Here is a 25,189-nt window from a genome sequence, read left to right on the forward strand (position 1 = left end):
AAATTTAAAACCAAAAATCCCAAGCGTTAGGAATCACTATTAAATGCTTGTATGCCTGGTTTTAAACTTTATAGCCCATACTATGGGATGACTCGCCCTTATGGCCGAGATACGTAGTGTAGAACTTGGTATATTGGCCATCGATATCTAGTAGCAGATCCACTCGTTGATAGTGTTTACGTTTTAATAACTTTCTATGCTTCCACTCATTTGCACCTGAATCATCAACATAGTGCGTATTATCTTGTGGCTTAAAGTAATTAATCAATGTTGCTTCTGCTATTGTGATTGCATCGCTTTTCTTTATGTTTGACTGACAAGCTACAGAACCAAATATGTCACAGTACCTAAATCCAAGTAGATGGACGACATTAGCTTTGTATTCATCCCTAAGGTGAAGTGCATTTGTTTTGTTCAATTTGTCATGGGAAACCAACCTAGCAAAATCTTCCTGCTCTGTCTTTCCAATGTACAATACTTCTTGTCCACCTACATCAACTTCAAATACATTGGCAATTTGATCAACCATATACGTTGAATTGTACTGCTCAGTAAAACCAGGAAGATTCGAGAAGTCGACTTTACTTCGTTTTTCCAAGTCCCAATCAGCATTGTTGAGGCTATATGTTTCAGGGTTCTTTCTACGATAAACTTCAGCTTTCTCATCATTAGAAGTGCATTCGATAAGGGGATCGTAAACATTTATTTGGTATGGACTATCATGAAACACACGAACCTCGGTAGAGAATACGGCTCTCATAATATAAAACAAAGCGATATTAGGTAACATGCCCTTGGCATGTAGTTTTTTAGCGATTAAAACTAGTTTTCTCTTGAACTGGCTCTTTGGCTCGTACTGTCTATATAACAAACGAAAAAAGCAGTGATTTGGGGTAGTAAACTCCCGTTTAAAACTGGGAATTTCATATGTAAAATGAATTAACGGAATCTTCACAGCTTTTCTTTCAAACTGTTTTAGATCTGAGTTCCCAACGAAAATCTGAGCGGATATAGTTCCATCGTAGTTAACCTTGGTCTTTTTTACATTGAAATATATCTTATTCATTCTCGTAAGCATGTATAAGTCTGCATTTATGTAATTCTTGTTTGCAGCACGTAGTTTAGCTTGCTCACCATACATCTGTTCTGGGGTAAAGAAAGCCCATGTAGGGCCGTCTAATTGAAATACTTTCATCCTAGCTTTTACCTAACTTGCTATAAACATGGGACGCTCTGGCATATACGCCCAATTAAGGTGTGAGCCACGCTACCACAGCACTCAATTTATACACCTTAAACACTATACTAAACCCAAACCGAAAATGCCAAGCGTGGAGAATCACTCTTAAATTGTTTGTATGGGCTCTAACCCAATTTATTACCTCTATTCCTATTATTCTTTTTCTTTCTTGCGGGTGGGGTCGGAGTATAATCAATACCGTTGACGTCAACCGTTAAGCCTTTCAAATTACTGGCTGCGACATTCTTAATAAAGTTATGTCGCTTATCTCCATGCTTGCACGACAAGATATAGTCCAAGAAGTAATCGTCTAATCTAATACTATTATTTTTGCCTTTATCCCACGATTTTTTGCTAGGTTTACCAAACCGAATAGTAGGCATAGCACCATCTTTCATAGGGGCTTCAAAAACCATATAGTGACCAGTAAATCTTGCCATTTTGGCGCACTGCTCATCTAACTTTTCAGCATCTTTTTTAGGTAATTTTGTAGCATCCCCATTTTTTGCTTGGGAGAAAATCGCTTTTTTTATCGGCTCTTTCACCTCTGTACTTTCAAATACAATCGCAAAATCAGCACCATATAAACTTTCCGCGGAAGCCGGTCCACGATCTGCGACTACTGTGGGCTTAAAGCGAATAAAACCTTGATCATCACCCAAATAAAGCGTGCCATCCAAACGTCCGATTAGAGCGTCAACGTATGCAGGCTCCTGTTGATAGCGAGTGCGGTCTAAAACCTCACACGCTTTAGTAAAATAGTCTTTTACGCTTTTTTTTATTTCTTCGTTATCCATATTTACCTAACTCAAATTGTTCCAGAGCCCTAACGAATGACATGGATTCCCCCTCCCGAGGATCTGCCACACTTATGTGGTACTTAAATACATCGGAGGCACCATGTCTGATTACTCTTATTTCTGCGGTATCGACCTAGCTAAAAACCACTTTAGTCTTCATGCCGTAGACCAAAATGGTAAGGTCATACTTCATAAGTCGGTAACTCGCTCTAAACTACTGACTACAATAGCAAATATGCCACTCATGCGTATAGGCGTTGAAGCGTGTGGTGGTGCACATTATTGGGCAAGAACACTCAATAAACTTGGTCACGACACCCGCATTATGGCTGTTAAATACGTGGTTCCTTATCGAACTAAAGGGAAGAACGACCTTAACGATGCAGTAGCTATCTGCGAAGCTGTTCAGCGTCCACCTACTCGCTTTGTGCCCATAAAATCCCCCGATCAACAAGCCATCTTATCGGTACATAGAATGAGAGAGCATTGGGTTCGTGAACGCACCGCGCTTATGAATCGCATGCGTGCCCTACTCTCTGAATTCGGATTAATCATTCCTGTTGGTCGCTCTTCATTGATGAGACAGGTTCCCTTAATGCTCGAAGATGCAGAAAGTGAACTACCACACCTCGCAAGAACGGTGATAGCCGATGCTTATCACCACCTTGACGAACTCAATCAACGTATCGCCGAGACTGAGCAAGTGTTCGATTCTTTTGCTAAGGTCAGCGCTAATGTTCAACGAGTGATTAAGGTTCGAGGTATCGGGCCGCAAACTGCAACAGCGATACTCGCTTCGATAGGTAATGGCTCTCAATTTGATAGAAGTCGCGATTTCTCTGCTTGGCTAGGCTTAGTACCAAAGCAATATTCGACGGGAGGAAAGCCTCGCTTAGGTCGGATAACCAAACACGGCGACAAATACTTACGAACACTATTAGTTCACGGAGCAAGGACCGTGATTGCCAATCTTGGCGACAAGCAAGATAAGTTAAGTCAGTGGTGTCGCGGCGTTCTAGAACGAAGAGGAATGAACCGAGCGATAGTGGCACTTGCTGCGAAGAACGCACGGATTATATGGTCGCTTTTACACAATCAAACAGAATATGAAAACTATGCTGCTTAAGTAAAAACTTAAGCAGCATAAAGAGTTAAACCCACCGGGTCATTGCAGACGCTAATGATGGAGATAGGTTAAGACCACTTGCGGAGAGCCTGTTAATGCGGCGGACACACTAGATGTCATCTAACGAATAAGGCACCGCAGTCGCGCAAAGTCATCAGGGCCACGACGTATGCGAATCGTCGATAAGTAGGCCGAATGTAGAGCGGCAGTCCAAAACCCATCAACATAAGTTTAGCGGATGTTTGACAACCTGGGGGGAATCCATGTAGCCGCGTTAAGTGGTGAGCAACGCAGGCCACCCGACCTAAACCATTGTGCCGTAAACACTAAAGCTGAATCAAACCGAAAATGCCAAACGTTGGGAATCCGTCTTAAACGCTTTGTTATGAAATGCGTACGTTGACCTCATTAAACTAACCGTATATCATTCGCAAAAATTAAAAAAGGCAGTACACATGAAAAAATTGTTCTTCACACTTCTATTAGCTTTACCAGCAACAAGCTATGCAAACTGTATCGGCTCAGAATCCTTTAAAACTTGTTACGATGACAGTGGTAATACGTACAGCGTGCAAAAGTATGGAAATACTACCACCGTGCAAGGTAGTAATAGCAGAACAGGTTCAAATTGGAATCAAACTAGTACAACAATTGGGAACTCTACATTTACCAACGGTACATCGGCTGATGGCAACTCTTGGAATAGCACCACAAACAGAGTTGGAAACTCTACATTTACGTCGGGTACTGACTCGAACGGCAACAGTTTTTCCTCTACGTGTAATGAGTACGGTTGTTACTAATCGCTTGAAATGCTCACTTTCAGTTAAAAAGTGAGCACTTCATAACAGCTATTAGACAGAGAAATTCTGTATTTAAATGCAGAATTTTTCTGTCTAGTTTCTTATGCTGCCTATCTTAAGCGACTTACTCGATTAATAACAATGAGTTATCTTTCTTAGTTTGTGATTGGACATGAAAATGTAGATGTTTTCCTATCTAACGAGACTAAGTGTTAAAAAAGGTGAGAACTGTAATTAGTGATATTGTTAAAACAAGTTTGCTATTGATAATAAAGACAATATTTAACTTATAAAAACTTGGTTATTTATAAAATAATAATTAAGATAAAAACAGAAAAATATCGAAGTTAACTTAGAGAAATTCATTCTATAGATTCAAACAAAGCGGATTTTAATAACTCCCGCCCCTTCATACGTTTACGATAAATAATAAAATTTAATTTTATAAAAACAATTTGATCAATAAGAACTTTTGTAAACTTTGAATTACATACTCTAAAATTAAATCTCTAATAAAAACTTGTCATAAGCCGAAATGCTCTTCCAATCTTGATTCGCAACACATGGCATTTGTGTGTTGCATATAGACTTCCTATAAAGCCGTTGGGAAGAAGGAGTTTATATTAAAATCAGGAACGTAAAATGAACCAACAACGTCAATTAAGCTGGAAAATAGCAGCCATTCTAGGTACGTCTTTCGGCTTTACTGCACACGCTGCAGAAATGGTCAGAGTCGATAACGATACACTGCTACAACAAAGCCTCGTCGCGCAGTCGAAGAGTGTTGCCCCACTAGAATTAGGTTTTTCTGAAGTAAAACGGGTGGTATTGCCCAATGGGAAAACGAAAGTCCGCTATCAGCAAACTCACCTAGGTTTACCCGTCTTTGATACCTCCGTTGTCGCCACCCTTTCCAAAAACCAACCCACTCAGGTATTTGGCTCAATGGCACAAGGGATCAGTGGAGACTTATCCAGCATCGCGCCAAAACTGAATCAGGAACAAGCGATTGAAGCTGCGATTTCCTCTCACCGCACGTTTACTGTCGGCAAAAAGTCGATTGAAAACAAAAATGCAAAACTCATGGTGAGACTGGACGAGAACCAAACCGCGCAAATGGTGTATCTGGTCGATTTCTTTATCGCTTCCTCTTATCCAGAGCGCCCTTTTTACTTTATTGATGCCATGACTGGCGAAGTAATCCAAAAATGGAATGGATTAAACCATGCTAAATCGTCTGGTACTGGCCCCGGTGGTAACCTCAAAACCACTCGATATGAATATGGCAGTGACTTCCCTAGCTTTTCCATCGACAAAACAGGCACGACGTGTAAGTTAGAAAACGATTCGGTTAAGACGGTCAACTTGAACCACGGAACATCTGGCAGCGCTGCCTACAGCTACAACTGTGCCGACGGAACCAACTACACCGATCACAAATACATTAACGGTGCTTACTCGCCTCTTAACGATGCGCACTACTTCGGTAACGTCGTGTTTGATATGTACAAAGAGTGGATGAACACCTCGCCGTTAACCTTCCAGTTGACCATGCGTGTTCACTACAGCTCGAATTACGAGAATGCGTTTTGGAATGGTTCATCAATGACCTTTGGCGATGGTGGCAGCACCTTCTATCCATTGGTCGATATTAACGTGAGTGCTCACGAAGTCAGTCACGGGTTCACAGAGCAGAACTCGGGGCTTGTTTACAGAAACATGTCGGGCGGTATTAACGAAGCCTTCTCTGATATTGCGGGCGAAGCGGCTGAATACTATCTGCGTGGCAATGTGGATTGGATTGTGGGTAGCGACATATTCAAATCGGAAGGTGGCTTGCGTTACTTTGACCAACCATCAAAAGATGGCCGCTCGATTGATCATGCCTCTGAATACTACGACGGTTTGAACGTTCACTTGTCTAGCGGTGTTTATAACCGCGCCTTTTACCTTTTAGCGAACAAATCAGGTTGGAATGTACGTAAGGGATTTGAAATATTCACAGTCGCAAACCAACTGTATTGGACGGCAAACAGTACCTTTGATGCCGGTGCGTGTGGCGTTGCGAAAGCCGCAGCAGACATGGGTTATGTGGTTGCCGATGTTGAAGATGCCTTTAACACCGTAGGCGTAAATGCAAGCTGTGGTGTCACGCCTCCTACTGGCAATGTGCTAACGAAAGGCACACCGATTTCGAACCTAAGCGGGAATCAATCCTCAGAGAGCTTCTACACCTTCACCGTGGATTCTGCATCAAGCGTGACAGTTTCAATGTCGGGCGGTTCAGGCGATGCCGACCTTTACGTGAAATCGGGAAGCAAGCCAACCACACCCAGTTACGACTGTCGCCCTTATCGCGCTGGCAATAATGAACAGTGCAGTGTGAGCGCGCAACCGGGCGTGACTTATCATGTGTTACTTCGCGGGTACTCGAACTACTCTGGCCTAACGTTGCGTTTAGATTGAGTTAGAACGTAGCGCTTAAGGTAGCAACCAATAACAAAGCCTACTCACATGAGTAGGCTTTATTGCTTATTAAAAGGCTAGATTGTTCTAGAGACTTAGATGACCAATTAAGAAGCCACATTGATCACGCAGACAGTTTTAAGATCTCACTGGTAAACAGTTCTCTTAACCATCGGTTTACGATGTCGTCGTTACGGTTGCTGTGCCAATACACACTCAATGATGGCTTGTTGTATTCGAATGGCAGTTCAAACATCTTTATTTTTTCTTCATCGAAGTACGCTTTCGCCACACTTTTAGGGAAGGTGGCAATCCAATCACTGTTGTAGATGGTCTCAGAGAAGTCAGCTATCGAATTCAGCTTTCTTGCTACTTTCCTCTCTGAAAAGATTGGGCTGTGAAAGTCGGAAAGCTGGTTCACTCGGTAGTTATCATGTGTGAGCGTCACGTGCTTTTCTGAAAGGTATCGCTCTAAGCTGACTTGCTCGTCGATGTTCGAGTGGTTTTGGCTACACACGATACATAACTCGTCGCTCCAGACCTCTTGGCTTAATAAGGTTGGATGTGCGCTGGTTAAGTCGACAACAAGATCGATCTTTTTCTCTCGAATGTCGGTCGCCATGTCTTCTTTGATGTTCACGATTTCTATCACGCAGTCTGGTGCTTCTTTCTGAATCCTATCCAGAACTTGCGGCAGCGTCACACTGCTTGAAATGCTCATCGCGGCAATTCTAAACGTGTAACTGCACTCTTTGGGTTCAAAGTCGTGCGTTTCAGGCAACGAATGAGAGACCAGTTTGTGCGCTTGCTTAAAGATTGGGTACAAGTCGTTAGCAACTGGCGTCGGTTCAAGCGTGTACGATTTTCTAACGAAGAGCAGATCACGATACTCGTCTCGAAGTTGCTTCAAATGAGCACTGAGGCTAGGTTGTGAGATGTTGAGCCGCTCTGCTGCGTACGTTAAGTTTCCTTCTTCATATATCGCAATAAAGTAATAGATGAGGTTCAGATTAAATCGTTTCATTCGAGCCCTTTAGGCGGTCATTTATATGAATAAACGGAGAATTAATATCGTTTAACTTGCCCTCTATTATCCTGTTCAATTCCCATCATTCAGTTATGGTCATGACAGTTCATTGTAAAAACACCAAGTGTAAATAACACGAACTAGTACGGTAGGATCGAACGAAATAGCAAAGGAAACAAACAAAGCGAATAAGCAAGGTGTTGGTTTATATAGAGATATAGGATTTTCTGATATCAAGTATAGGCGTGGCGTTATATTAGAACGCAGATGACTTTGACATAATTATCCGTTCCTAAACAGACACGTGTAGAAATAGATAATGATTAACCGATTTGCAAAACCGATAATAATCTCAATGAGCCTTGTGACCTTATTTGGTTGTGTGGGCAGCAATGCCGTAACCGGAAAACTAATGGAATTTAACGTGAAAGCCGTTGATAACCGTTACGCTCGTGGTGGCCTAAACATGTTACTTGCCCCTGCTTACGGTATTACCGTTGCCGCCGATTACATCGTATTTAACTCACTGGAATTTTGGACGGGTAAGAACCCAATCAACAAAAAGCCTCACATCTTTGACACCAAAGTAGATACGTACATTGATGTTAATGACCAACTGGATGACAGCCTAACTGAAGCGCCGATCGACCCGCTGGCAAAGCATGTGATTGACCACAGTGAGATGAGAGTGATCAACGAAGACCAAATCGCAATTGAGCTAACTTACAACGACGGCTCTCACGCGACATTAACGGGCGAGCGCTTTGGCGATGAAGTTCACTACTCTATTGATAACCAAGTTATCGCAAAAACAAGCTTAGAAGAGATGCAAATGTACATGGCATCCGCAGAGCAATCTCAGGGCTAAAGCGCTGATATAACGCCGCTCTGTAATGAGATAATAGATACACCAACAACAGTCAGTCTTTATAAGCATTGCCGTTCGCTTATAAACATAAAAGGGTTAGCCAAGCGCTAGCCCTTTTTCTTATCTGCCCTATACAAGCCAATAGATACCCTCATACCTGAGCGTACTCTTTTGAACCTACAGACATATATACCCAGCCTATACAGTTAATAATTTTGTTAATTAACTACTGATTGGTTTATAAATTTGGATATATCAAGTCGTCACACACTTAATATTTTATAAATTATTTAAATTGAGATCCTGTGCTGCACAACGAAATAAAAATAAGCTGTCTAACTTTTAAACACATTCACCTTACTGATAGGTTAATCCTTATAGGGCAAATGCTCTATTAATGATAAAAATTAAAATAAGGATTATTTATGAGACCATCTTTCTCTATCAGTATGGTGCTTGCAACAACAGTGGTTGGCTTCCAGTCCTATGCAAACAATATCGATACGACAGACGCACGCTCTCTTTCAGAGAACTCCTCAGCACAAAAGCAATCTTTGGCGTTGCAAATCAGTGCCCGCTACTCGGATCTTGAGCTTTCTCTAAAAGATCAGATAACAGAAAAGCAGCTGTCTACGCCGATAGACAAGCTGAACTCAGACAAGCCCTACTCCGCGTTTTCAAGCAAAATGCAGAAAGCCGATCTTAGCTACCGCAAGATGAAAGGGATCAACGACTTCAGTGACTCTGTGTTAGAGATTCGCATGGCCGATGAAGCGATGATTGAAGCTTGGAAGAATGGTGAGAGCCCGCTGTTTGCTTACGAACCCTCTGGTGATGATTCAAATTGGCAATACATCGAAGCGTACGATGTGTATGGGCAAGTACATGAGTTAGATGTGTACCAAATGCCCGACGTTCCTGTGTTTGTTATTGATAGCAACGGCTCAGAAGAACTCAAAGCAGGCTTAATGGCGATGCAGGCCGAGATGAACAAATTAGGTACTGCAACACAAATCAATTCCGGCTCCAAAACCACCAGCGACAGTGAAGGGAGTAAAAACAGTAAGGCTCAAAAACAAACCTTTATGGGCAAAGCTCAACGCTCGATGGCGATGTCTGAACCTGAGCCGTTGAACACCACACAGTTAACGAAAATCCGTTTGGCTGTCGACCAAGAACCGTGGATCTCTGGCAAAGCTGAAATCTATGCCATAGTGACAGGTGTCGATTCAAGTCGTTTAGAACCACAGATTGATCTGGTTGAGATGCCTTATCTGGACTACGACAAACAGACGTATTACCCAAATCAAACCGTGATCTTCTGGCCTCGTTACCGTTGGGGCGCTGCCGATATGATTTTGATGGAGCACGATGACGGCACAGATTACAAAGCGTTAGCCAAGCTACTAGTCGAAGCCGCAGAAGAGATATTGAAGATGATTCCTGACCCAGAAGTTCAAGGGTATGCGATCATTGCGCAAATCACAGGTAAGATCATTGATGTGATTCCTGAAGGCGTATTAGTGAATGACGATGACTTCGTAGACGTGTACTACACCTTAATGCAAAACACCCCTTACGTTGATCGCCCGGGCGCTGGCGGAAATGCGGTTGCTTCATTCGCCCCTGTCACGATTTCACCAACAGAGTAAATTGTTTCTTATTTCGTTAGGGCTTAATCACTAAGCCCTAACTCTTTGTTGTCAAAGGTCACTCAGACAGATCGAGAACCAAAGACAAGCGAATTACAGGGAGTAATCAAACACAATGATGTCTTCTAGAAGCGGACGAAACACATCTTTCAGCGCATCATGCTCTGGATGTGGAAGGTAGTTCTGACGACCTGCTTCATCAACGAACGTCATTAGTACCGAATGGGTATAACCTTGGTTCTTGTTTTCTGGGCTGTCATTTAGCCCCCACTCGACTGAAGTCACACCTTCCACCTTGCTTGGCATTGCTTCAAACAGTCCTTTCAGCTTCTCTATTTCAGAAACTTCTGCATCTTGTTTAAACTTAATCAGCAAAATATGACGAATCATTCCCGTTTCTTTTCGATTCATTCCTAGTCCTTTTCGAGTCTTCGTTTACTGGTGTGTCATTCGAGCAAACACCCAATCGCAAGTTAACGTTAATAGAAAGACAAAATGCCACAGGTTACAGATACAGCCAAGGCTAGATGAATAAATTTTATAAAAGACTCTAAAACGAAAAACGCTGCACCCGAGGGCACAGCATTTTCCATGGACATGGTAAGCACAGATTAAGCGTTAGTCACGGCGACCCGTTAATTGAATCGCTTGGTCTTGATCAACGTTCTTTTGGAATTTTATTCCGCCATTGCTCGCGTCATTTCTTCCTTCAAGAGTAAGGTCAGACTCAACACGCTCTACATTTACCTGATTGCCTTGGCTCATTGTCATATCAATGGTGCCTGTATAGGTTCCATCAGCCGCAAAAGCAGTATTCATTGAAATAGCCATCAAGCCTAGTGCGATTAACTTGTTCATACATCACCCCTCGTTATTTTTAATATTATGTTCGTTTAGTTACTGTGTTTCTTTGTTGAGGTAACTTTAACAACCGGATGCAGGCCATTCGAGGAAAAGCAAGATTTACAAAATGGAAACTTGCTCGATAAATCAACGAAATAGTTCACATCTTGACGTTGTGCTGTCTTAAAACTTAGAACTCATGACTATGATATTAGAGTCAGATGCTTTTACGTTTCTCTGTTGTCGCGCTTTTATGCTTTAACGCTTCATTCGCAACAAAGAATCGCATCGTAATCACCTAACCAATTCGGAGTGCTTGTGGACATCAATCTCGATATTCAGAATATCTTGGTCATCAAACGTATGTATGAGCTTCGCAATGTTGGTTTGGTTGCAGAGTCGCTAGGAAAAACCTCTGGGGCGATCAGCAAGAACCTGTCGAAGCTAAAATTGCAGCTTGATGACCCCTTGTTTATTCAAACCAAACACGGGTTTGAGCCAACGACTTTTGTCGAAACCAATATCGAAAACTTTGAGCAGATACTCACGAGTGTCGAAGCCATCAAGCACCAAGTGTTCACTCCTGAGACTTATCAGGGCGACATCAAAATTTACGCCAATACCCTGTTTTGGGAACGCTACGGATCTAAGCTCTACTTCGCACTCAGCCAAGAAGCGCCACATGCCCACTATTCCTTTGTGAGATGGGGAACCAATGTTAAAAACAGGCTCATCGACGGTGAAGACGCTGTCGCGGTTCACTACTTTGATGAAGGCTTGCCGCAATCCATTTCACAGAAGGAAATAGGCAAAGGCAAAGCGGTGTTCTTCGTTCGAAATGACCACGAAGCACAAACCTTTGAGTCATTGGTTAACTACCCAATCATTCTGTTCAAGACTCCTGGGTGGAATGACAATAAATACCCAATTATCGACAGGCTCAGAAACGTCGGTTTCAACGTCACGCCAAAAGTTGAAGTCGACCACCCCGCCATGATCCACGATGTGGTGTTGAAGTCTGACTATTTTGGGATCACCTTAGATGGCAGTGTGCCAGAAGGCTGTCGAAGCATTGATTTACCCGAGAAGCTGACTATCGGTGTCAGTTATGTGATGAGCTGTCGTCGTTCACAAAAAGACGCACCTGTGAACCAATGGCTTTTGAAGATCCTCAAGTCAGTATTGCAAAACAAGTAACCACGAACCAATAAGGGCCTACTTCATCAGTAGGCCCTTTGTTAATTCACGATTCAGCGTTTGATATCAATCGACAACCATCGAGTTACTTAGTCTTGAGTCGTGTTTTTGTAGATAGTCCCGTTTTTCATGATCATGTCGAAGTTGTCTGTTGGGTTAGTTAATACCGACAAGTCTTCCAACGGGTTACCATCAACCAAAATCAAATCCGCCAGTGCGCCCTCTTTTACGACACCAAGCTTCCCTTCATATGGGTTTCTAGGGCCAGACATTTCAAGCAGCGCCGCGTTACCAGAAGTCGCTTGGCGAAGGATTTCGTAGTTTGAGAACCACTTGGTACGGTTGGTAAACTCTTCGTTTTGACGCGCCATTAATGAGTGATCGGCAATCACATCCGTACCGAAGGCTATCTTCTTGTATCCCTTCTTCTTGATAAGCGAGAACGTATTATCTAAGCCATCAAACGCTTGTGCGAACTTGGCTTTCTGGCTTTCGTTCACTCCTGCGGGTGTGTTGATGTATACCAAGGTTTGAACGCTCAACCACGCGTCTTTCTCTATTAATAAGTCGAGGTTTTCTTCGCTGATGAAGTTAGCGTGCTCAATCGATTTCACGCCGTTATCCAGCGCCATACGAATCCCGTGATTGTTGTACACGTGCGCAGCGACATAAGTGTTCCAGTTATCTGCGGCTCTTACTGCCACATCCACCTCTTCTGGCAAGAACTGAGTCACATCAAGAGGATCCGTTGGTGAAGCAGCTCCGCCTCCAACTAAGATTTTGACCTGACTTGCACCTTTACGCAGTTGTTCACGAGCGCCTGTTAATACTTGAGACTGACCATCAACAATCTCGGTGTGCCCACCACGAACAAATGGGTCAGGATCATTGGTGTGTAACTTAGACAGGCTATTAGGCATACGATAGTCAGCGTGACCACCTGTTTGCGTTAGAACGCCACCAGACGGGTAGATTCTTGGGCCATTGACCATGTCTGAATCAATCGCTTTCTTTAGAGAGAAAGTATTACCGCCCATGTCACGAGCGGTAGTGAAACCACGCATCAACATGGCTTCAGATTCTTCAACCTGACCAATGGCAAAACGGTACTCGTCTGCCACCATCATTTCGCCGAAACCCAACTGGAGCGATAGATGCACGTGAGCATCAATAAAGCCAGGTGTCAGTGTTTTACCCTCACCTTGAATCACTGACGTTACACCTTGTTGGTCAAGGTTCTCACCAATCGATTTAATGGTGTTACCTTCAACCAGAACATCCATGTTGGATGTTAGGCCGTTGGTGGTGCCGTCGAATATTTTGACGTCTTTGATCAATACGCTTTCTGCTGCAAGTGAAGAGAAAGAAAGCGCCGACAAGATTAAAGAAGAGATCACTGTTTTTTTGTAAAGCATAACGATAAACCTAAGTAATTTGGATTGGATTAGTGTCAATTGGATCAAGTGAATCAGTTTAGAAATGCAACGTTAGTCGCCGTCATGTGGTAAATGCTTTCCACACTGTTTGTTCCATCGTAGTAATTGCCTTGGTCGATGTTTAACTCGCTCTGCAATGTCCCTTCAATGAACAATGGCGCCTCTAAAGAGGACATCACGATCCCTTCTGGGTAGTTGACCAGTATGATCTGATTCGCAGGTGGCGCAGGTGTGTGAATGCATTGGCCAGCGATAGGTACGAGAAAGAACTTGGTAACAGAAAGCCCTTCAAAATCAATCGGTACCATGTAACCGCCCAGCTTCCAGTTCTTGTCCAAAACTTTAGGGTTCGGAGTATAAAAACGTTCTTCGTTGAGCGCGATCATCTGGTTTCGCAAGTCGTAGAGCTTGTTTGCATCGAGCCCTTCATCGAGCAAAACATCTGCGATTTTGTGCACTTGGTTATTGATGTAGTCGCTGTATTTGGGGTCACTGTCTAAGTCACCCGCTTTGATCGCATCCTGGAAACCCGCGTACTCTCGTAACAAGGTAATGTTTTCGTATGAGAGGTCTTCAAAAGGGTTCTGAATTTCTTTGGTTGGTTTGATTAACGCATCCCAATTGAGATCAGCATTGTTCTTTTGGATATTCGAACTGTGAACGGAGTTAGACGTCATCAAATATCCAGTTAGAGCCACCAATAACGCCATCAAAACTTTAATCTTCATACACAACCCTTCTACTATTCCACTGAGTAAACAATCTTTTAAAGCCTTGCTCATCGATAACGACCTAGGCGATGAATGGAATTATATGAGGTGCGCCGATTTTACGTTTATCTCTCTTGTAGGATCGGATCCTACGTATTTTGATTTCTGCTGTTCTCTCAATTTCTGCTTTTCCAACAATAGAAAGAACTCTCTCAGCTAAAGAGCTCCCAAAGTAAAAAGAGCTCCAAAAATAAAAGAGCACCCACAAAAAAAGAGCCGCTAAAAAACGGCTCTTTGGTCTGTGACTATTCGCTTATGTTTTTATTTTAAAATGCTTCTTCGAGCGTTTGTTCATTCTTTTTTCCTGCTTGTTTCTCGCTTATCTCTACCTCTTTCAAGCGCGCCGTAAAGTGTCTTAACACTGGCGGTTCATAGGTAAAGTCGAGCCCTTTGACTTTGCTTGCGTTCTCTTTCACTTTCTCGAACGCTTCAATAATGAAATCCATGTGTGTTTGTGTGTAAGTCGCGCGTGGAATGGTTAAACGCAATAGCTCTGCAGGACATGGATGCTGCTCTCCCGTTACCGGGTCACGGCCTTGCAATAACGAGCCAATCTCAACCGCTCTTATGCCTGCCACTTTGTACAGTTCACACGCCAACGCATGTGCGGGGAATTGACCTGCTGGAATATGAGGAAGCAGTTTACCCGCATCCACAAACGCAGCATGACCGCCCGCTTGCTGACACACGATACCTATCGCTTCTAAGCCATCAACGAGATATTGAACCTGACCGATGCGATACTCCAACCAATCTTGACGCATACCGTCATAGAGGCCAACCGCAAGGCGTTCCATTGCACCGCCCTCTAAGCCACCATAGGTTGGGAAGCCTTCTTGCACGACACACAAAGTTCGACACTCTGTGTACACATCTATGAAAGAGTCATCTTTGAAGCACAACAAACCACCCATTTGTACCATTGCGTCTTTCTTAGCCGACATAGCCAAACCATCCGCGTATTTGTAGGACTCACGAGTGATTTGTTCGATAGTCCAATCTTGATAACCGGCTTCACGTTGCTGAATGAAGTAAGCATTTTCAGCGTAGCGTGCAGAGTCCATGATCACTGGAATATCGTACTTCTGTGCAATCTCATACACGGCTTTGAGGTTGGCGATAGAGACAGGCTGTCCACCAGCTGAGTTACAGGTAATGGTGCTCACAATGTAAGGAACGTTGGCAGCGCCCGCTTCTAAGATCGCCTCTTCCAATTTCACGATATCGAAGTTGCCTTTGAAGTCGGCATTCACTGAGGTATCAAACGCTTCCTTGGTATAAACGTTCTTCGCCACGCAGCAATTCACTTGAGTGTGGCCTTGCGTGGTATCGAAGAAGTAATTCGACAAAGCGACCATTTTGCTGCGATCGAGTTCTTTCTCCATTTCACGCTTCTTAATCAGAACAGGAATGTAAATCTGCTCCGCGCCACGACCTTGGTGAGTAGGAATAGTCAACTCATAGCCGAAGATATCTTTCACCGCGTTCGACAGTGCATAGTAACTGCGACTACCACTGTAGGCTTCATCACCCATCAACATCGCTGCTTGCATACGTTGTGTGATTGAACCCGTACCGCTATCGGTCAGCAAATCGATGAACACGTCATCACTGTCGAGTAGAAACGGATTCATGCCCGCTTCGACAATGGCTTGTTCACGGTAAGCGCGAGTTGTTCTTTTTACTGGCTCTACAACGCGAATACGAAACGGTTCTGGTAGATGTTTGAAGTTTTCCATAATAGTACCTTTTCAACAAATTCAGCCTAAGGCGAAAAAGCGAAATTCATTGTTTTAGATGTCACGAGTCATCACCATTAATTTTATTTCATGCACGATTATTCTCGTGACAATTACGATAAAAATTAATAGCTAGAAATAGATTATTTAATCAATGATGTATTGATTAGTTTCCAATTAATAATGACTAAGAGACAAGATCTCCATGCATAAAAATAAATACTAAACGCATGAGTTACTAAATTTCTTAAAGACGAAATTAACAGGATTGGGCAAAGCTCATAGGCTCTGCTGGCGCGTGACGCCTAGAGGGTACTACTCTGAAGAAAGGTGGAACGAGAGCTGGTGATCTAAAGTATACCAAGCTAACAAGGTTAGCCATGTTGTTGATTGCCATTTCAGATACATGTTCACAATATATCCCTACGTTGAAATCAAGGTGATCCGAAATTTAAATATAGTGCAATTTTTTTATAAATACAGCGAAAGAAAGTATAAATGTGATCAATATTTAGAATGGTAATTAAATACGATAGCGTGTTATATAAAGTGTGAATATCGTCAGTTTAAATACTATTAAACTAGTTCGTGGAATTAACTAAGAACAGAAAAACAACTGCAGTAATAGAGCTTTAATAATAACTAATGGTCGATAAAAACAAGCTCTGATAATCACTGAGTTCGGTTAACTTCTTCTTCAGCTTTATCAGAGCTTGGTTACTATTGTTGTTGCCATAGCTATTGCCATTAAATCGGGTTACTTCTTCTTAACCACTTGTTTAATCGCCATTTCAGCTAACTTCGGTGTCGCGGCTTTCAGCGCACTGGGTGCCACCTTCTTACCGGCTTTTACCGCTTTATTCAGCTGTCCTTTAACCGACGTCCCTCTTTTCATTGCTTCAAAACGTTGGCGATTTCTCTGCACGTTGTTTGCGTCAGCGATACGCTCAAGCAACGTCTGCCTTAAAGCATCTAAACCAAACTGCGCCTTTTCAGGAGCAATCGCCAGTGGTAAAGCAATGTCCGGCTGTAACAGTTTTTGATTGTATTCGAGCGCTTGAGCGATAATCTTAGCCTTCGCCGATGTTGGGTTATCCAAATCATAAGGCGGCTGCCATTCATCAACAGGCTTTAGTCTGTCGACCTGATTCACAACGGACACAAGTATTGGCTTCTTACGTGAGATGTTCTTCGGATCGTCATAGAAAGCGTCAAACTTGCCCTTCAACTGTGTATCCAGCTCACGTGCCGATTGATTGGCTTTAAGCACCCAAAGCACCACATCGGCTTGAGTCATCTCTTTAAGCATCTGCGCTTCGGTTTTGGCGTTGCCATCAAGCCCTTGCAGATCAACCACTCGAACGTCATTGTCATCGACAAACGCGTTGTAAACAGTTGAAGTATCGGTTGATGGCAGAACGTCGACTTCAGCAACCAGCTCTTGCTTAAGGGCATTAATCAGAGAGGATTTACCCGAACTTGTTTGCCCCACCAGCACAATTCGCACGGGCTCTAATTCAGGGGCAAAACGTTTCTCGTCGACTTCTGAAACATCAGATGCTGTTAACGCTTCGTCTTCAATGCTGAATCGCCCGCTATAAAGATCAATCGCGACCGCAGCCACTTCATCTAACAAGGCTTGTTTGGCGGCGTGTTGCATGTCATCGACCACACCTTTGGTCATGGTAGATGTCGCTTGCTCTCGACCTAAATCAGAAATCACTTTCAGAGGGTTCAAATACAAGTTTTTGAGGTGGTTCCCCCAGATAGCCGCTTTGAAGATCTTCTGACCTAGCTCGCCGTATTTGTCATAGGCTTCATAGCCCGCTTTGATGTAAGAAACCTTAAGATACTCAATACCCGGAATGTGTTCTTTCACCACCAACTTGTAGCGGCGGCTGACCTCTTCAAATAACTTAAGCCCTTCAGGAATCGAAAAATCGAGTGATTTCTTATCAAACTTTTTAGCGACGAATTCAAGTACCTCTAAACCGGTTTGGTCTAGGTTGCCCCACTCTATCTCGTTACTTAATTGCTGACGCACATAGTGTTTCGAGTCATTCCAAATCAACAGCTCTGCTTGCGACCATTCATCGGATGCTTTGACCATCGCGTCCTTTACTAACGCATCGTTTACTAACACATCAGTGTCAGCACTCTTAGGCGATGATTCGGTTTCACCCTCACTCGCAGGGTTTGCAGACGCATTGCTATAAGTTGGTTTGCGAGAAGAGCGGCTAGAAATGAATAAAGGAATGGTGAACAGCAAGGTACTCACTGCAATGGCAATCGACATTTCCAATAAGTAACCATATTTGACCGCCAAGAAAAGACCAAAGCCCATCATGATAATGCTGGGGAAGATAGCCGAAATCAGAGCTATGCCCCAACGGCCACTCGACAAAACGGCCAGTAATCGAAATAGGTTTCTAATTTTCTTCATAGCCCGACGCCGCCTTACCTTTTTTCATGGATTCTTTGTAGATCTTTTGCATCTCTTGTTCAGACACTTCTTCACCTTTGTTCTTATGATAGAAGTAAAAACAAGCCGCTCGACCTAAACCATAACTGGTGCCGAAACTCATGGCCGCAGCTGCTACCGCTCCGACCGTTTGACCGTAAACCGGAATCAACTTTATCAGTTGTCGAGTGCCGAGCTTCATTCCGTACTGTAATGCAAAGCTGCTTCCCAAGGTACCTATCAACTCGCTAAAGACTCTCTTGTTCCATTCCACCCCATATTGGTTTGCCAAACTGTGGAGCATTTTCGCTTGAATCGCAGGCACAGACACTAAGCCAACACCCGGAATCAAGTCACTGGCGGCCGCACTTCCTGCATACCAAAGCACTTCGTTTTCTACTTGGTCAAAGTTGGCTTCTTCTTGAGTTGAATGCTCTTTGTCGACCACCATCATTCCGATAACAGGAAGGATGTTGGTCAGCTTTTCAATCAAGGCTTCATAATTGTAGATTGCGCCACTGTTGTTGCTAGATCCATCCGTTTCAAAATCCACCGCGACCGATTCAAATCCCTTTCCCCACACCTTTTCTATTTGATTGGTGTTGAATTGAATTTGCCTTGCGCGGTCTGCTTCATTGGAAGACAACACAGCGGTATGAACAAGCAACAAGTGCTTAATCTTCTTTTGCTTTTTAATCTGTTGCAGAGCAGCAAGCACCGCGGATTGTTCAGGCTCATCGACTTTCATCACCACGACAAGCGCATTACCCGCTTGACCGATCTCTTGAAGATCGTCTGTAGGATCATAATCGGCCTCACCCAAACCTCGGGTATCGAGAAAGCGCATGACCGGTTTGTCTTGTGGAAACGCATACGACATTGCCGTCATGGTGCATGGCGCAAAACCGTTACCCACTTCAACAGAGGAATCCCCAGTGACCGCTTGAATAAACGATGACTTGCCCGCGCCCGTTTTACCCAACAGCCACAAGGTCGGCAGATGTTTACGCTGATATTCATGAGCCTGAGTGAGATCGGGGTTCTTGCTCGGATTAATGAAGTCTTTTATTTGATCAAACATGGTTAGACTAACGCTCACTTGATGTTGAGATTCGGGTTGGTGACAAGGTGCGATGACTTATATAATCGTGTTATCGCCTTTAGCTTAAGTTTGTTCAGTGACACGTTTGTTCAGTCGTGCTGATTTACAATGCTTAAGCACTTGTTTTTATAAGCCTGTTTTATATACGGTTCTATCACGTATTTAAGCATGCTCCAAGCTATTGATATGCTTGACGCTGTAACAGTTGAAGTCGTCTATTAGTAATCAACAGCCATCAGTTAAAAGCTAGCAAAAAACACAGAGAGCCCAAAGAGAAGTATGGAACAAATTTATTTAGCAGGCGGATGCTTGTGGGGTGTGCAAGAGTTCATCAAGTATGTGCCCGGTGTGATCAGCACAGAAGCAGGCCGCGCCAATGGCAGCGCCCAGCCAAAAGAAAACGAAGCATCAAAAAGCGATGACAACCAAAACGCTTACGATGGCTACGCTGAGTGTGTGCAGATTGAGTTTGACCCAAGCATCACATCCGTCACGGTTCTGATGGAACATCTGTTTGAAATCATCGACCCATACAGCGTAAACAAACAAGGTGTCGATGTGGGCGAGAAGTATCGCACCGGTGTTTACAGCACTGACGCTCAACACTTAGCGGAAGCCGAGCGCTACATTGCATCACGTGAAGACGCAGACCGAATCGCTCTAGAGGTTTTGCCATTAACCAAATACGTCGCCAGTGACGATATCCACCAGCATCACTTAAGCCACTTTCCTGAAGATCATCACTTATGCCATATCCCTTGGGATCTGCTATATAAATATAAATCCTAACTTGAGCCTCAAGCCTAGCTTCTAAGAAATTTAGCTTATAACCTCGAATCTAAATATCTTAGAAGCTATAAACAGAACACTAAAAAGCCCTAACAGGCACTCACTGTTGGGGCTTTTTCCAGTCTATTTGGAACGAAACAGTACCCAGAAACCCGTCAAATCACTCTCCTTAATACGCCCTCCCTATTACATGATTTTCAGAACCAAGACTTCATAATTCTCCCACAGGGCAGTAGGAATAATCTGAAAAACACGTCTTTGGGCAGAATCTCATAGATCTCAAAAGCTTGAATGTAATAACTTACGCCGCCGCAATAGTGCAACATCAAGACTTACAGGTGTTATATGAATCTGTCCTTAAAACAGAAAATAACCTTTGCTTTCACGTCGGCCATCGTCGTCATGGCAACACTGCTCACGTGGCAATCCACCTCTGAACAATACGAGCAAAACCATAACTCAACATACCTTAGAGCCGATGGCATCATTCATGCCGAAACCGAGTCGATCAAACAATGGATCGATATCAGAACCAACATCATTGTCAGTACAGGTGCGCTGCTAGAAGCCGGAAATATTGAACGCGCTTTGATACAAGCTAAAGAAAACGGCCATTTTCAAGAAGTCACTTTTGGCAATACTCACGGCGCGCTTTTTAGCTCGAATAATACCGAGCTGAAATCAAACACCGATGCCAGAAGCGAACTTTGGTACCAAAAAGGCGCAAGTTCCAATGAGCCAGTGACCAGTAAAGCTTACAAAGATAAAGTGACCGGGAAAATGGTGATCACCATTGCTGCGCCTGTCACTCGCAATGGAAAACTTCAAGGCGTTATCGCAGCAGACTTGGACGTTGAAAACCTTATTTCAAACATTGTGAACCTCGATATTGGTGAGAATGCTACACCAATGTTGATCGATGAATATGACGGTACATTAGTTGCGCACCCTTCTTCTCCCCTTCTCATGCAACCTACGACTCATATTCACAGAGACCTAACCCTTGACTTCATTCTCAACGCGGAAGAGAAACATCGCATTGATATTTTCAATCAAGACGCTGAGCCACAACTCTTTTACGTTAAGAAGATTCCAGATAGCCATTGGTTGTTCGCCATTCAAATGGACAGAGCGACCGAAGAAGCTGGATACAAGGCGTTCCGACATCAATTGATCATTACCGCGGTGATTTTAACGATCGTTCTCATTGCGTTGGTTCTGTCTTTGATTTCGTACCTGTTCAAAGATCTGCTGGCCGTTCGAGACTCGCTTGAAGAGATTGCTTCTGGCGAAGGAGATTTAACACAACGAATCAACCCACGTTCTGATGACGAAGTGGGTCAACTGGCCAATAACTTCAATACCTTTGTATCCAAGATGCACGGTATGGTCACGACCTTAAAGGCGATATCGGCGTCGCTCAATCAGCAAGCTAAGATAACGTCTCAACAAGCCGAAGCGCGCAGTGTCCGCATTATCACGCAGCAAGATGAAGTAAACATGGTGGCGACCGCTGTAGGTGAAATGTCAGCAGCCACTTCAGAGATTGCCTCGAATGCAGAAAATACCGCTCAGAATTCTCAAGTAGCGGTTGAAGCTTGTCATGAAGGCGCCTCTCAAGTGACGAACTCACAAACGTCCATTGAGGAACTGGCGACCGAAGTCCAGACAGCAACCGATGTGATACTCAAACTAGAAACGCACGCGACAAGCATCAATGCGATTCTATCGACGATCCAAGACATTGCTGAGCAAACTAATCTACTTGCCCTTAATGCAGCAATTGAAGCTGCCAGAGCTGGCGAGCAAGGACGAGGCTTTGCAGTTGTTGCGGATGAAGTACGTGTGTTGTCACAGCGCACGCACGCATCAACGCAAGAGATTCAACAAACGATTGAGCTGCTTCAATCCACCACCAGCAATGCCGTTAAGGTGATGGGCCAAAGTCAGAATAAAGCGATGGAAAGTGTTACGGTTGCAACGACAGCTTCGACCAACATCACCAGCATTAACTCAGCGGTTGATTTGATTTCAGATATGGCTGCGCAAATCGCGGCGGCAGCAGAGGAACAAAGCATTGTGACCAATGAAATCACCATCAACACCGAAGGGATTCGTGCTGTGTCTGATGAATTAGCGTTAGAAGCGAAGGATGCTGCCTCTCAAGCGGTGAAGTTATCGGGGCTTGCTAACGAACTCGATGTGGAAATATCAGCATTCAAGCTCGGCTAAATCGTAAATAGCTTTTGGCTTTTGGCTTATAGCTAAGCAAAACTCGAGGGAGTTAGGCAACTCTGACTCCCTTTCCTCAATTCAAAATCCAAACATCAAATTAGGTTTACCATGCCATTAATTAACTTAGTAAGCTTCTTTGCTATCGGGTGTATTTTTCTTTCACTCGTCAATGCCAATACGGGTATCTAGAGAACGGGAGTTTAAGAACATAAGAAGTGATCAGCAGTGACTCTCCGTTTCCTCTGCTCAGCGTTTCTTCAGCTCAGCTTGTCTTTTTCATACTCGTCACCTCAATGCGCTTACATTGAGGACAAAGCAAGTAGTAATGGGTTCCGTAGGCGTAATCTCGTACAAGAGAAAGAGGCTTAATGGAGCAAGCACAACCACTCTCATGATTTGATTGGTCTGGAGTGATTTTGAAACGGTTGGCTATCAGTAACTGCTGTATTCCTGGTTGTGTCATCGCTTGTCTTATCGTCGTTAAGTGCATATAAGCCTCGCTCAGTCAGTTACATTTGGGAGAATGAAGGGTTCGACGATTTAAGCACGAGTAGATACTCAATCAGCTTGTATTTTTGAACGTAAGACACCGACTTAGCGTGTTCAGAATGACATCGGCTCATATTCCAACGCTCGACGACTTGTCTGTCACGGCACGTTAGATATTCCGTTTCTGCTTTGGTGATGAGAGATGCTTCCTGCATCGAGAATCCTTGGCTTTTCAGTAAATTTAAGACTGCATTATGGATAGGAGAACTCGAACACATTAACTGGGCACCTCACATGTGGTCACTTTTTGTACGAAGACGCCCATTATTAATAATTTTCAGAGGATGCACAGGAAAATGACAATTTCCAAAACATAAAAGCCCCAGAACGCTGACACGCTCCGGGGCTCGTTTTTATCGTTGCCAGTTAAAAACTGACTTTATTCTGCGTTACTTCTTTGTGTTCTCAAGCACGTAATTTGGCCCTGCTGTTTCAGCCGTTACCACTGCCAGTTTAGACACATCTGCACCTTCACCTTGGTAAGCATTCATGCCGTTTTCGACCGCTACTTTTGGTAGTTCAACCGAGTAGCTTTCAATCAGCTCAGAGTCCGTCACTTGACCCACGTAAGTTTCGTCTGTGTAAGTCGCACCCACTAATGGGAAGTCGTGAGTGGCACGCACACTTACAAACTCAGGAGATTGCGAGTTATCAACCACGTTGTGTTTGAACGCCACGTCCACACCTGCATAGATGCCTTCAACTTCTGCGTTGTTAAACAGGCTTACACGGTGGCTTTGGTTACCGTAAACAATGCCCCACTCAGTATCGACTAGAGAGTTGTTTTCAATAGTGATGTTTTTCGGAGTCCATTGCTTGTTAAGCTCTTTGCCTTTCACCGATTGATCTAACTGCTCGCCATTCGCTACGTCGATGATGCCCGTGTTAATCACGATACCGCCACGTAGGTCAGCGTTGCCTTCAATCACACCATCACGGCCACGAGTGTTAGCAATGTAGTTGTTGCGGATCACATGGTCTTCATCGTAGATACGAATGCCGCCCGTTAGGCGTTTCTCGTTACCCAAGATCATGTTGTTCTCAACCGTGTTGCCTTTACCGTGACGCAATGAAATCAGTGCCGCACTTTGGAAGATTGTGTTACCTGAAATCGTGTTGTCGCCCGACTTAATAGAGATAAGCTCACGCTCACCATCCATATCGATCATCAGGTTGTTTACAAACTTAGAGCTTGAATCCCACTGTGAAGATTTAGAATCGCCGATACGGATCGCTTCCCAGCTGTTGCCGTTGTAACGAATCGCTTCTTTGATATCGAATTCATTAAACTGGTTCGGCTTTTGATCCATAAAGATGTTGTTCGCGATCAGGTGGTTGTCTGACGTGTCGTCCTTTTGAACGCCAATCAAAGTACCGCGCTTTTGCTTACCTTCGAAACGGTTGTTAATCACTTTGCCGTCTTTACCCCATAGAGAAACCCAAAGGTACTTTGGATACTCAGAGCGACGCTCATCTGGCTCGTACGTGTAATCGTGGTTGAAGTAGTAGAATGTTGAGTTTTGCAGCGTGTTGCCATTACCCATCATGCGTACTGCGCCAAAACGCTCGTTTGGACCACCTTCCGTAAACACTAGGCCATCAAGCGTGATGTCATCACCTTTCAATTCAAACTGGATCAAGCCAGTGATCCACGCAGAACCTGCTTGTTCAGCTTTGATGGTGATGTCATTTGCAGTAATCGTCACTTGACCTAAGTTCGCGTATTTATCGTTAGGGATAACAACTTCGTCGCCATCTTTTAGGTTTTCAAATTGCGCTTTTAGTGCAGCCACTTGTTCTTCTGACGCAACGTCTAGTGTATTGCCATCAACCTCAGTTAAGCGGTCACTAGTTAGTAAGTAGCTACGGTCAATTTCGCTGATCGAAGGCACCGCTTGCTCAGCTGCGTTGATTACGGGTGCTGCTTTTTCTTGAGTCGTGCAGCCTGTCGCGAAAGCTAACGTAAACGCGCTAATAATGCTTACCGAAATTAATTTTTTCTTCATCTTACATCTCACATTAAATAATGGATTACCAAAATAACGGCCACCCTAACTGGTGACCGTTTTATTAAAGTTTTCTTTGT

Annotated in this window: 18 protein-coding genes and 2 pseudogenes; 7 read left to right on the forward strand and 13 right to left on the reverse strand. The window is 43.7% G+C overall.

Features of this window, described 5'->3' with window-relative positions:
* Positions 1-61 precede the first annotated feature (61 nt).
* Positions 62-1,195 carry a hypothetical protein gene (locus OCV12_RS09385; protein WP_261884492.1) on the reverse strand — a complete coding sequence of 378 codons (1,134 nt, stop codon included), beginning with the start codon at positions 1,193-1,195 and terminating at the stop codon, positions 62-64.
* A gap of 170 nt (positions 1,196-1,365) precedes the next feature.
* Positions 1,366-2,037: a hypothetical protein gene (locus OCV12_RS09395; protein WP_261884493.1), complete on the reverse strand. Its 672-nt coding sequence runs from the start codon at positions 2,035-2,037 to the stop codon at positions 1,366-1,368.
* 103 nt (positions 2,038-2,140) lie between these two features.
* Between OCV12_RS09395 and OCV12_RS09400 the strand changes: the two genes are divergently transcribed.
* On the forward strand, positions 2,141-3,166 hold the full coding sequence (locus tag OCV12_RS09400; RefSeq protein WP_261884494.1) for an IS110 family RNA-guided transposase: 1,026 nt from the start codon (positions 2,141-2,143) through the stop codon (positions 3,164-3,166).
* 1,445 nt (positions 3,167-4,611) lie between these two features.
* On the forward strand, positions 4,612-6,435 hold the full coding sequence (locus OCV12_RS09405) for a M4 family metallopeptidase (protein WP_261884495.1): 1,824 nt from the start codon (positions 4,612-4,614) through the stop codon (positions 6,433-6,435).
* Between the two features lie 124 nt (positions 6,436-6,559).
* On the opposite strand, the gene OCV12_RS09410 is transcribed toward OCV12_RS09405, so the two are convergent.
* On the reverse strand, positions 6,560-7,459 hold the full coding sequence (locus OCV12_RS09410) for a LysR family transcriptional regulator (RefSeq protein ID WP_261884496.1): 900 nt from the start codon (positions 7,457-7,459) through the stop codon (positions 6,560-6,562).
* Positions 7,460-7,781: 322 nt separating this feature from the next.
* Between OCV12_RS09410 and OCV12_RS09415 the strand changes: the two genes are divergently transcribed.
* Both OCV12_RS09415 and OCV12_RS09420 read left to right on the forward strand, forming a co-directional pair.
* Entirely contained in the window at positions 7,782-8,330 is a 549-nt protein-coding gene (locus tag OCV12_RS09415; protein WP_026084404.1) for a DUF3332 family protein, read from the forward strand.
* Positions 8,331-8,755: 425 nt separating this feature from the next.
* Positions 8,756-9,982 carry a DUF3103 domain-containing protein gene (locus OCV12_RS09420; protein WP_261884497.1) on the forward strand — a complete coding sequence of 409 codons (1,227 nt, stop codon included), beginning with the start codon at positions 8,756-8,758 and terminating at the stop codon, positions 9,980-9,982.
* 93 nt (positions 9,983-10,075) lie between these two features.
* On the opposite strand, the gene OCV12_RS09425 is transcribed toward OCV12_RS09420, so the two are convergent.
* On the reverse strand, positions 10,076-10,393 hold the full coding sequence (locus tag OCV12_RS09425) for a Dabb family protein (protein ID WP_261884498.1): 318 nt from the start codon (positions 10,391-10,393) through the stop codon (positions 10,076-10,078).
* 207 nt (positions 10,394-10,600) lie between these two features.
* Positions 10,601-10,840: a hypothetical protein gene (locus tag OCV12_RS09430; protein WP_261884499.1), complete on the reverse strand. Its 240-nt coding sequence runs from the start codon at positions 10,838-10,840 to the stop codon at positions 10,601-10,603.
* Between the two features lie 303 nt (positions 10,841-11,143).
* Between OCV12_RS09430 and OCV12_RS09435 the strand changes: the two genes are divergently transcribed.
* Positions 11,144-12,022, forward strand: coding sequence for a LysR family transcriptional regulator (locus tag OCV12_RS09435; RefSeq protein WP_239849082.1), 879 nt, complete (start codon positions 11,144-11,146; stop codon positions 12,020-12,022).
* Positions 12,023-12,111: 89 nt separating this feature from the next.
* Here the strand turns inward: OCV12_RS09435 and OCV12_RS09440 are convergent, their stop codons facing one another.
* From OCV12_RS09440 to OCV12_RS09460, 6 genes and pseudogenes are all read right to left on the reverse strand, one after another.
* A complete protein-coding gene (locus tag OCV12_RS09440) occupies positions 12,112-13,437 on the reverse strand; it encodes a metal-dependent hydrolase family protein (RefSeq protein ID WP_261884500.1) in 1,326 nt (441 codons plus the stop codon).
* A gap of 53 nt (positions 13,438-13,490) precedes the next feature.
* Positions 13,491-14,186, reverse strand: coding sequence for a DUF3299 domain-containing protein (locus OCV12_RS09445; RefSeq protein ID WP_261884501.1), 696 nt, complete (start codon positions 14,184-14,186; stop codon positions 13,491-13,493).
* A 308-nt stretch (positions 14,187-14,494) separates the two neighbouring features.
* Positions 14,495-15,967 (reverse strand): tryptophanase, encoded by a 1,473-nt coding sequence (gene tnaA, locus OCV12_RS09450; RefSeq protein WP_261884502.1) that lies wholly within the window; start codon positions 15,965-15,967, stop codon positions 14,495-14,497.
* 757 nt (positions 15,968-16,724) lie between these two features.
* A pseudogene (locus tag OCV12_RS09455) lies at positions 16,725-18,083 on the reverse strand (GTPase family protein); the annotation flags it as partial.
* A gap of 83 nt (positions 18,084-18,166) precedes the next feature.
* A pseudogene (locus tag OCV12_RS24960) lies at positions 18,167-18,410 on the reverse strand (GTPase family protein); the annotation flags it as partial.
* A complete protein-coding gene (locus OCV12_RS09460) occupies positions 18,397-19,509 on the reverse strand; it encodes a YcjF family protein (protein ID WP_261884504.1) in 1,113 nt (370 codons plus the stop codon). The pseudogene OCV12_RS24960 and the gene OCV12_RS09460, both read right to left, overlap by 14 nt.
* 300 nt (positions 19,510-19,809) lie before the next feature.
* Between OCV12_RS09460 and OCV12_RS09465 the strand changes: the two genes are divergently transcribed.
* Together OCV12_RS09465 and OCV12_RS09470 are read left to right on the forward strand one after the other, a co-directional pair.
* Positions 19,810-20,319: a peptide-methionine (S)-S-oxide reductase gene (locus OCV12_RS09465; protein WP_261884505.1), complete on the forward strand. Its 510-nt coding sequence runs from the start codon at positions 19,810-19,812 to the stop codon at positions 20,317-20,319.
* Between the two features lie 345 nt (positions 20,320-20,664).
* Positions 20,665-22,551 (forward strand): methyl-accepting chemotaxis protein, encoded by a 1,887-nt coding sequence (locus OCV12_RS09470; RefSeq protein ID WP_261884506.1) that lies wholly within the window; start codon positions 20,665-20,667, stop codon positions 22,549-22,551.
* 512 nt (positions 22,552-23,063) lie between these two features.
* Here the strand turns inward: OCV12_RS09470 and OCV12_RS09475 are convergent.
* Complete coding sequence (locus OCV12_RS09475) at positions 23,064-23,258, reverse strand: hypothetical protein (RefSeq protein WP_261884507.1); 195 nt, start codon at positions 23,256-23,258, stop codon at positions 23,064-23,066.
* A 234-nt stretch (positions 23,259-23,492) separates the two neighbouring features.
* Entirely contained in the window at positions 23,493-25,109 is a 1,617-nt protein-coding gene (locus tag OCV12_RS09480; protein WP_261884508.1) for a polysaccharide lyase 6 family protein, read from the reverse strand.
* Positions 25,110-25,189: the final 80 nt, after the last annotated feature.

It is taken from the genome of Vibrio pomeroyi, from assembly GCF_024347595.1.
Lineage (GTDB): Bacteria > Pseudomonadota > Gammaproteobacteria > Enterobacterales > Vibrionaceae > Vibrio > Vibrio pomeroyi.

Bases quoted from the DNA above. Each gene is read 5' to 3' on its own strand.
- OCV12_RS09385 (WP_261884492.1), bottom strand. From the start codon at position 1,195: ATGAAAGTATTTCAATTAGACGGCCCTACATGGGCTTTCTTTACCCCA.
- OCV12_RS09395 (WP_261884493.1), bottom strand. From the start codon at position 2,037: ATGGATAACGAAGAAATAAAAAAAAGCGTAAAAGACTATTTTACTAAA.
- OCV12_RS09400 (WP_261884494.1), top strand. From the start codon at position 2,141: ATGTCTGATTACTCTTATTTCTGCGGTATCGACCTAGCTAAAAACCAC.
- OCV12_RS09405 (WP_261884495.1), top strand. From the start codon at position 4,612: ATGAACCAACAACGTCAATTAAGCTGGAAAATAGCAGCCATTCTAGGT.
- OCV12_RS09410 (WP_261884496.1), bottom strand. From the start codon at position 7,459: ATGAAACGATTTAATCTGAACCTCATCTATTACTTTATTGCGATATAT.
- OCV12_RS09415 (WP_026084404.1), top strand. From the start codon at position 7,782: ATGATTAACCGATTTGCAAAACCGATAATAATCTCAATGAGCCTTGTG.
- OCV12_RS09420 (WP_261884497.1), top strand. From the start codon at position 8,756: ATGAGACCATCTTTCTCTATCAGTATGGTGCTTGCAACAACAGTGGTT.
- OCV12_RS09425 (WP_261884498.1), bottom strand. From the start codon at position 10,393: ATGAATCGAAAAGAAACGGGAATGATTCGTCATATTTTGCTGATTAAG.
- OCV12_RS09430 (WP_261884499.1), bottom strand. From the start codon at position 10,840: ATGAACAAGTTAATCGCACTAGGCTTGATGGCTATTTCAATGAATACT.
- OCV12_RS09440 (WP_261884500.1), bottom strand. From the start codon at position 13,437: ATGCTTTACAAAAAAACAGTGATCTCTTCTTTAATCTTGTCGGCGCTT.
- OCV12_RS09445 (WP_261884501.1), bottom strand. From the start codon at position 14,186: ATGAAGATTAAAGTTTTGATGGCGTTATTGGTGGCTCTAACTGGATAT.
- tnaA (WP_261884502.1), bottom strand. From the start codon at position 15,967: ATGGAAAACTTCAAACATCTACCAGAACCGTTTCGTATTCGCGTTGTA.
- OCV12_RS09460 (WP_261884504.1), bottom strand. From the start codon at position 19,509: ATGTTTGATCAAATAAAAGACTTCATTAATCCGAGCAAGAACCCCGAT.
- OCV12_RS09465 (WP_261884505.1), top strand. From the start codon at position 19,810: ATGGAACAAATTTATTTAGCAGGCGGATGCTTGTGGGGTGTGCAAGAG.
- OCV12_RS09470 (WP_261884506.1), top strand. From the start codon at position 20,665: ATGAATCTGTCCTTAAAACAGAAAATAACCTTTGCTTTCACGTCGGCC.
- OCV12_RS09475 (WP_261884507.1), bottom strand. From the start codon at position 23,258: ATGCAGGAAGCATCTCTCATCACCAAAGCAGAAACGGAATATCTAACG.
- OCV12_RS09480 (WP_261884508.1), bottom strand. From the start codon at position 25,109: ATGAAGAAAAAATTAATTTCGGTAAGCATTATTAGCGCGTTTACGTTA.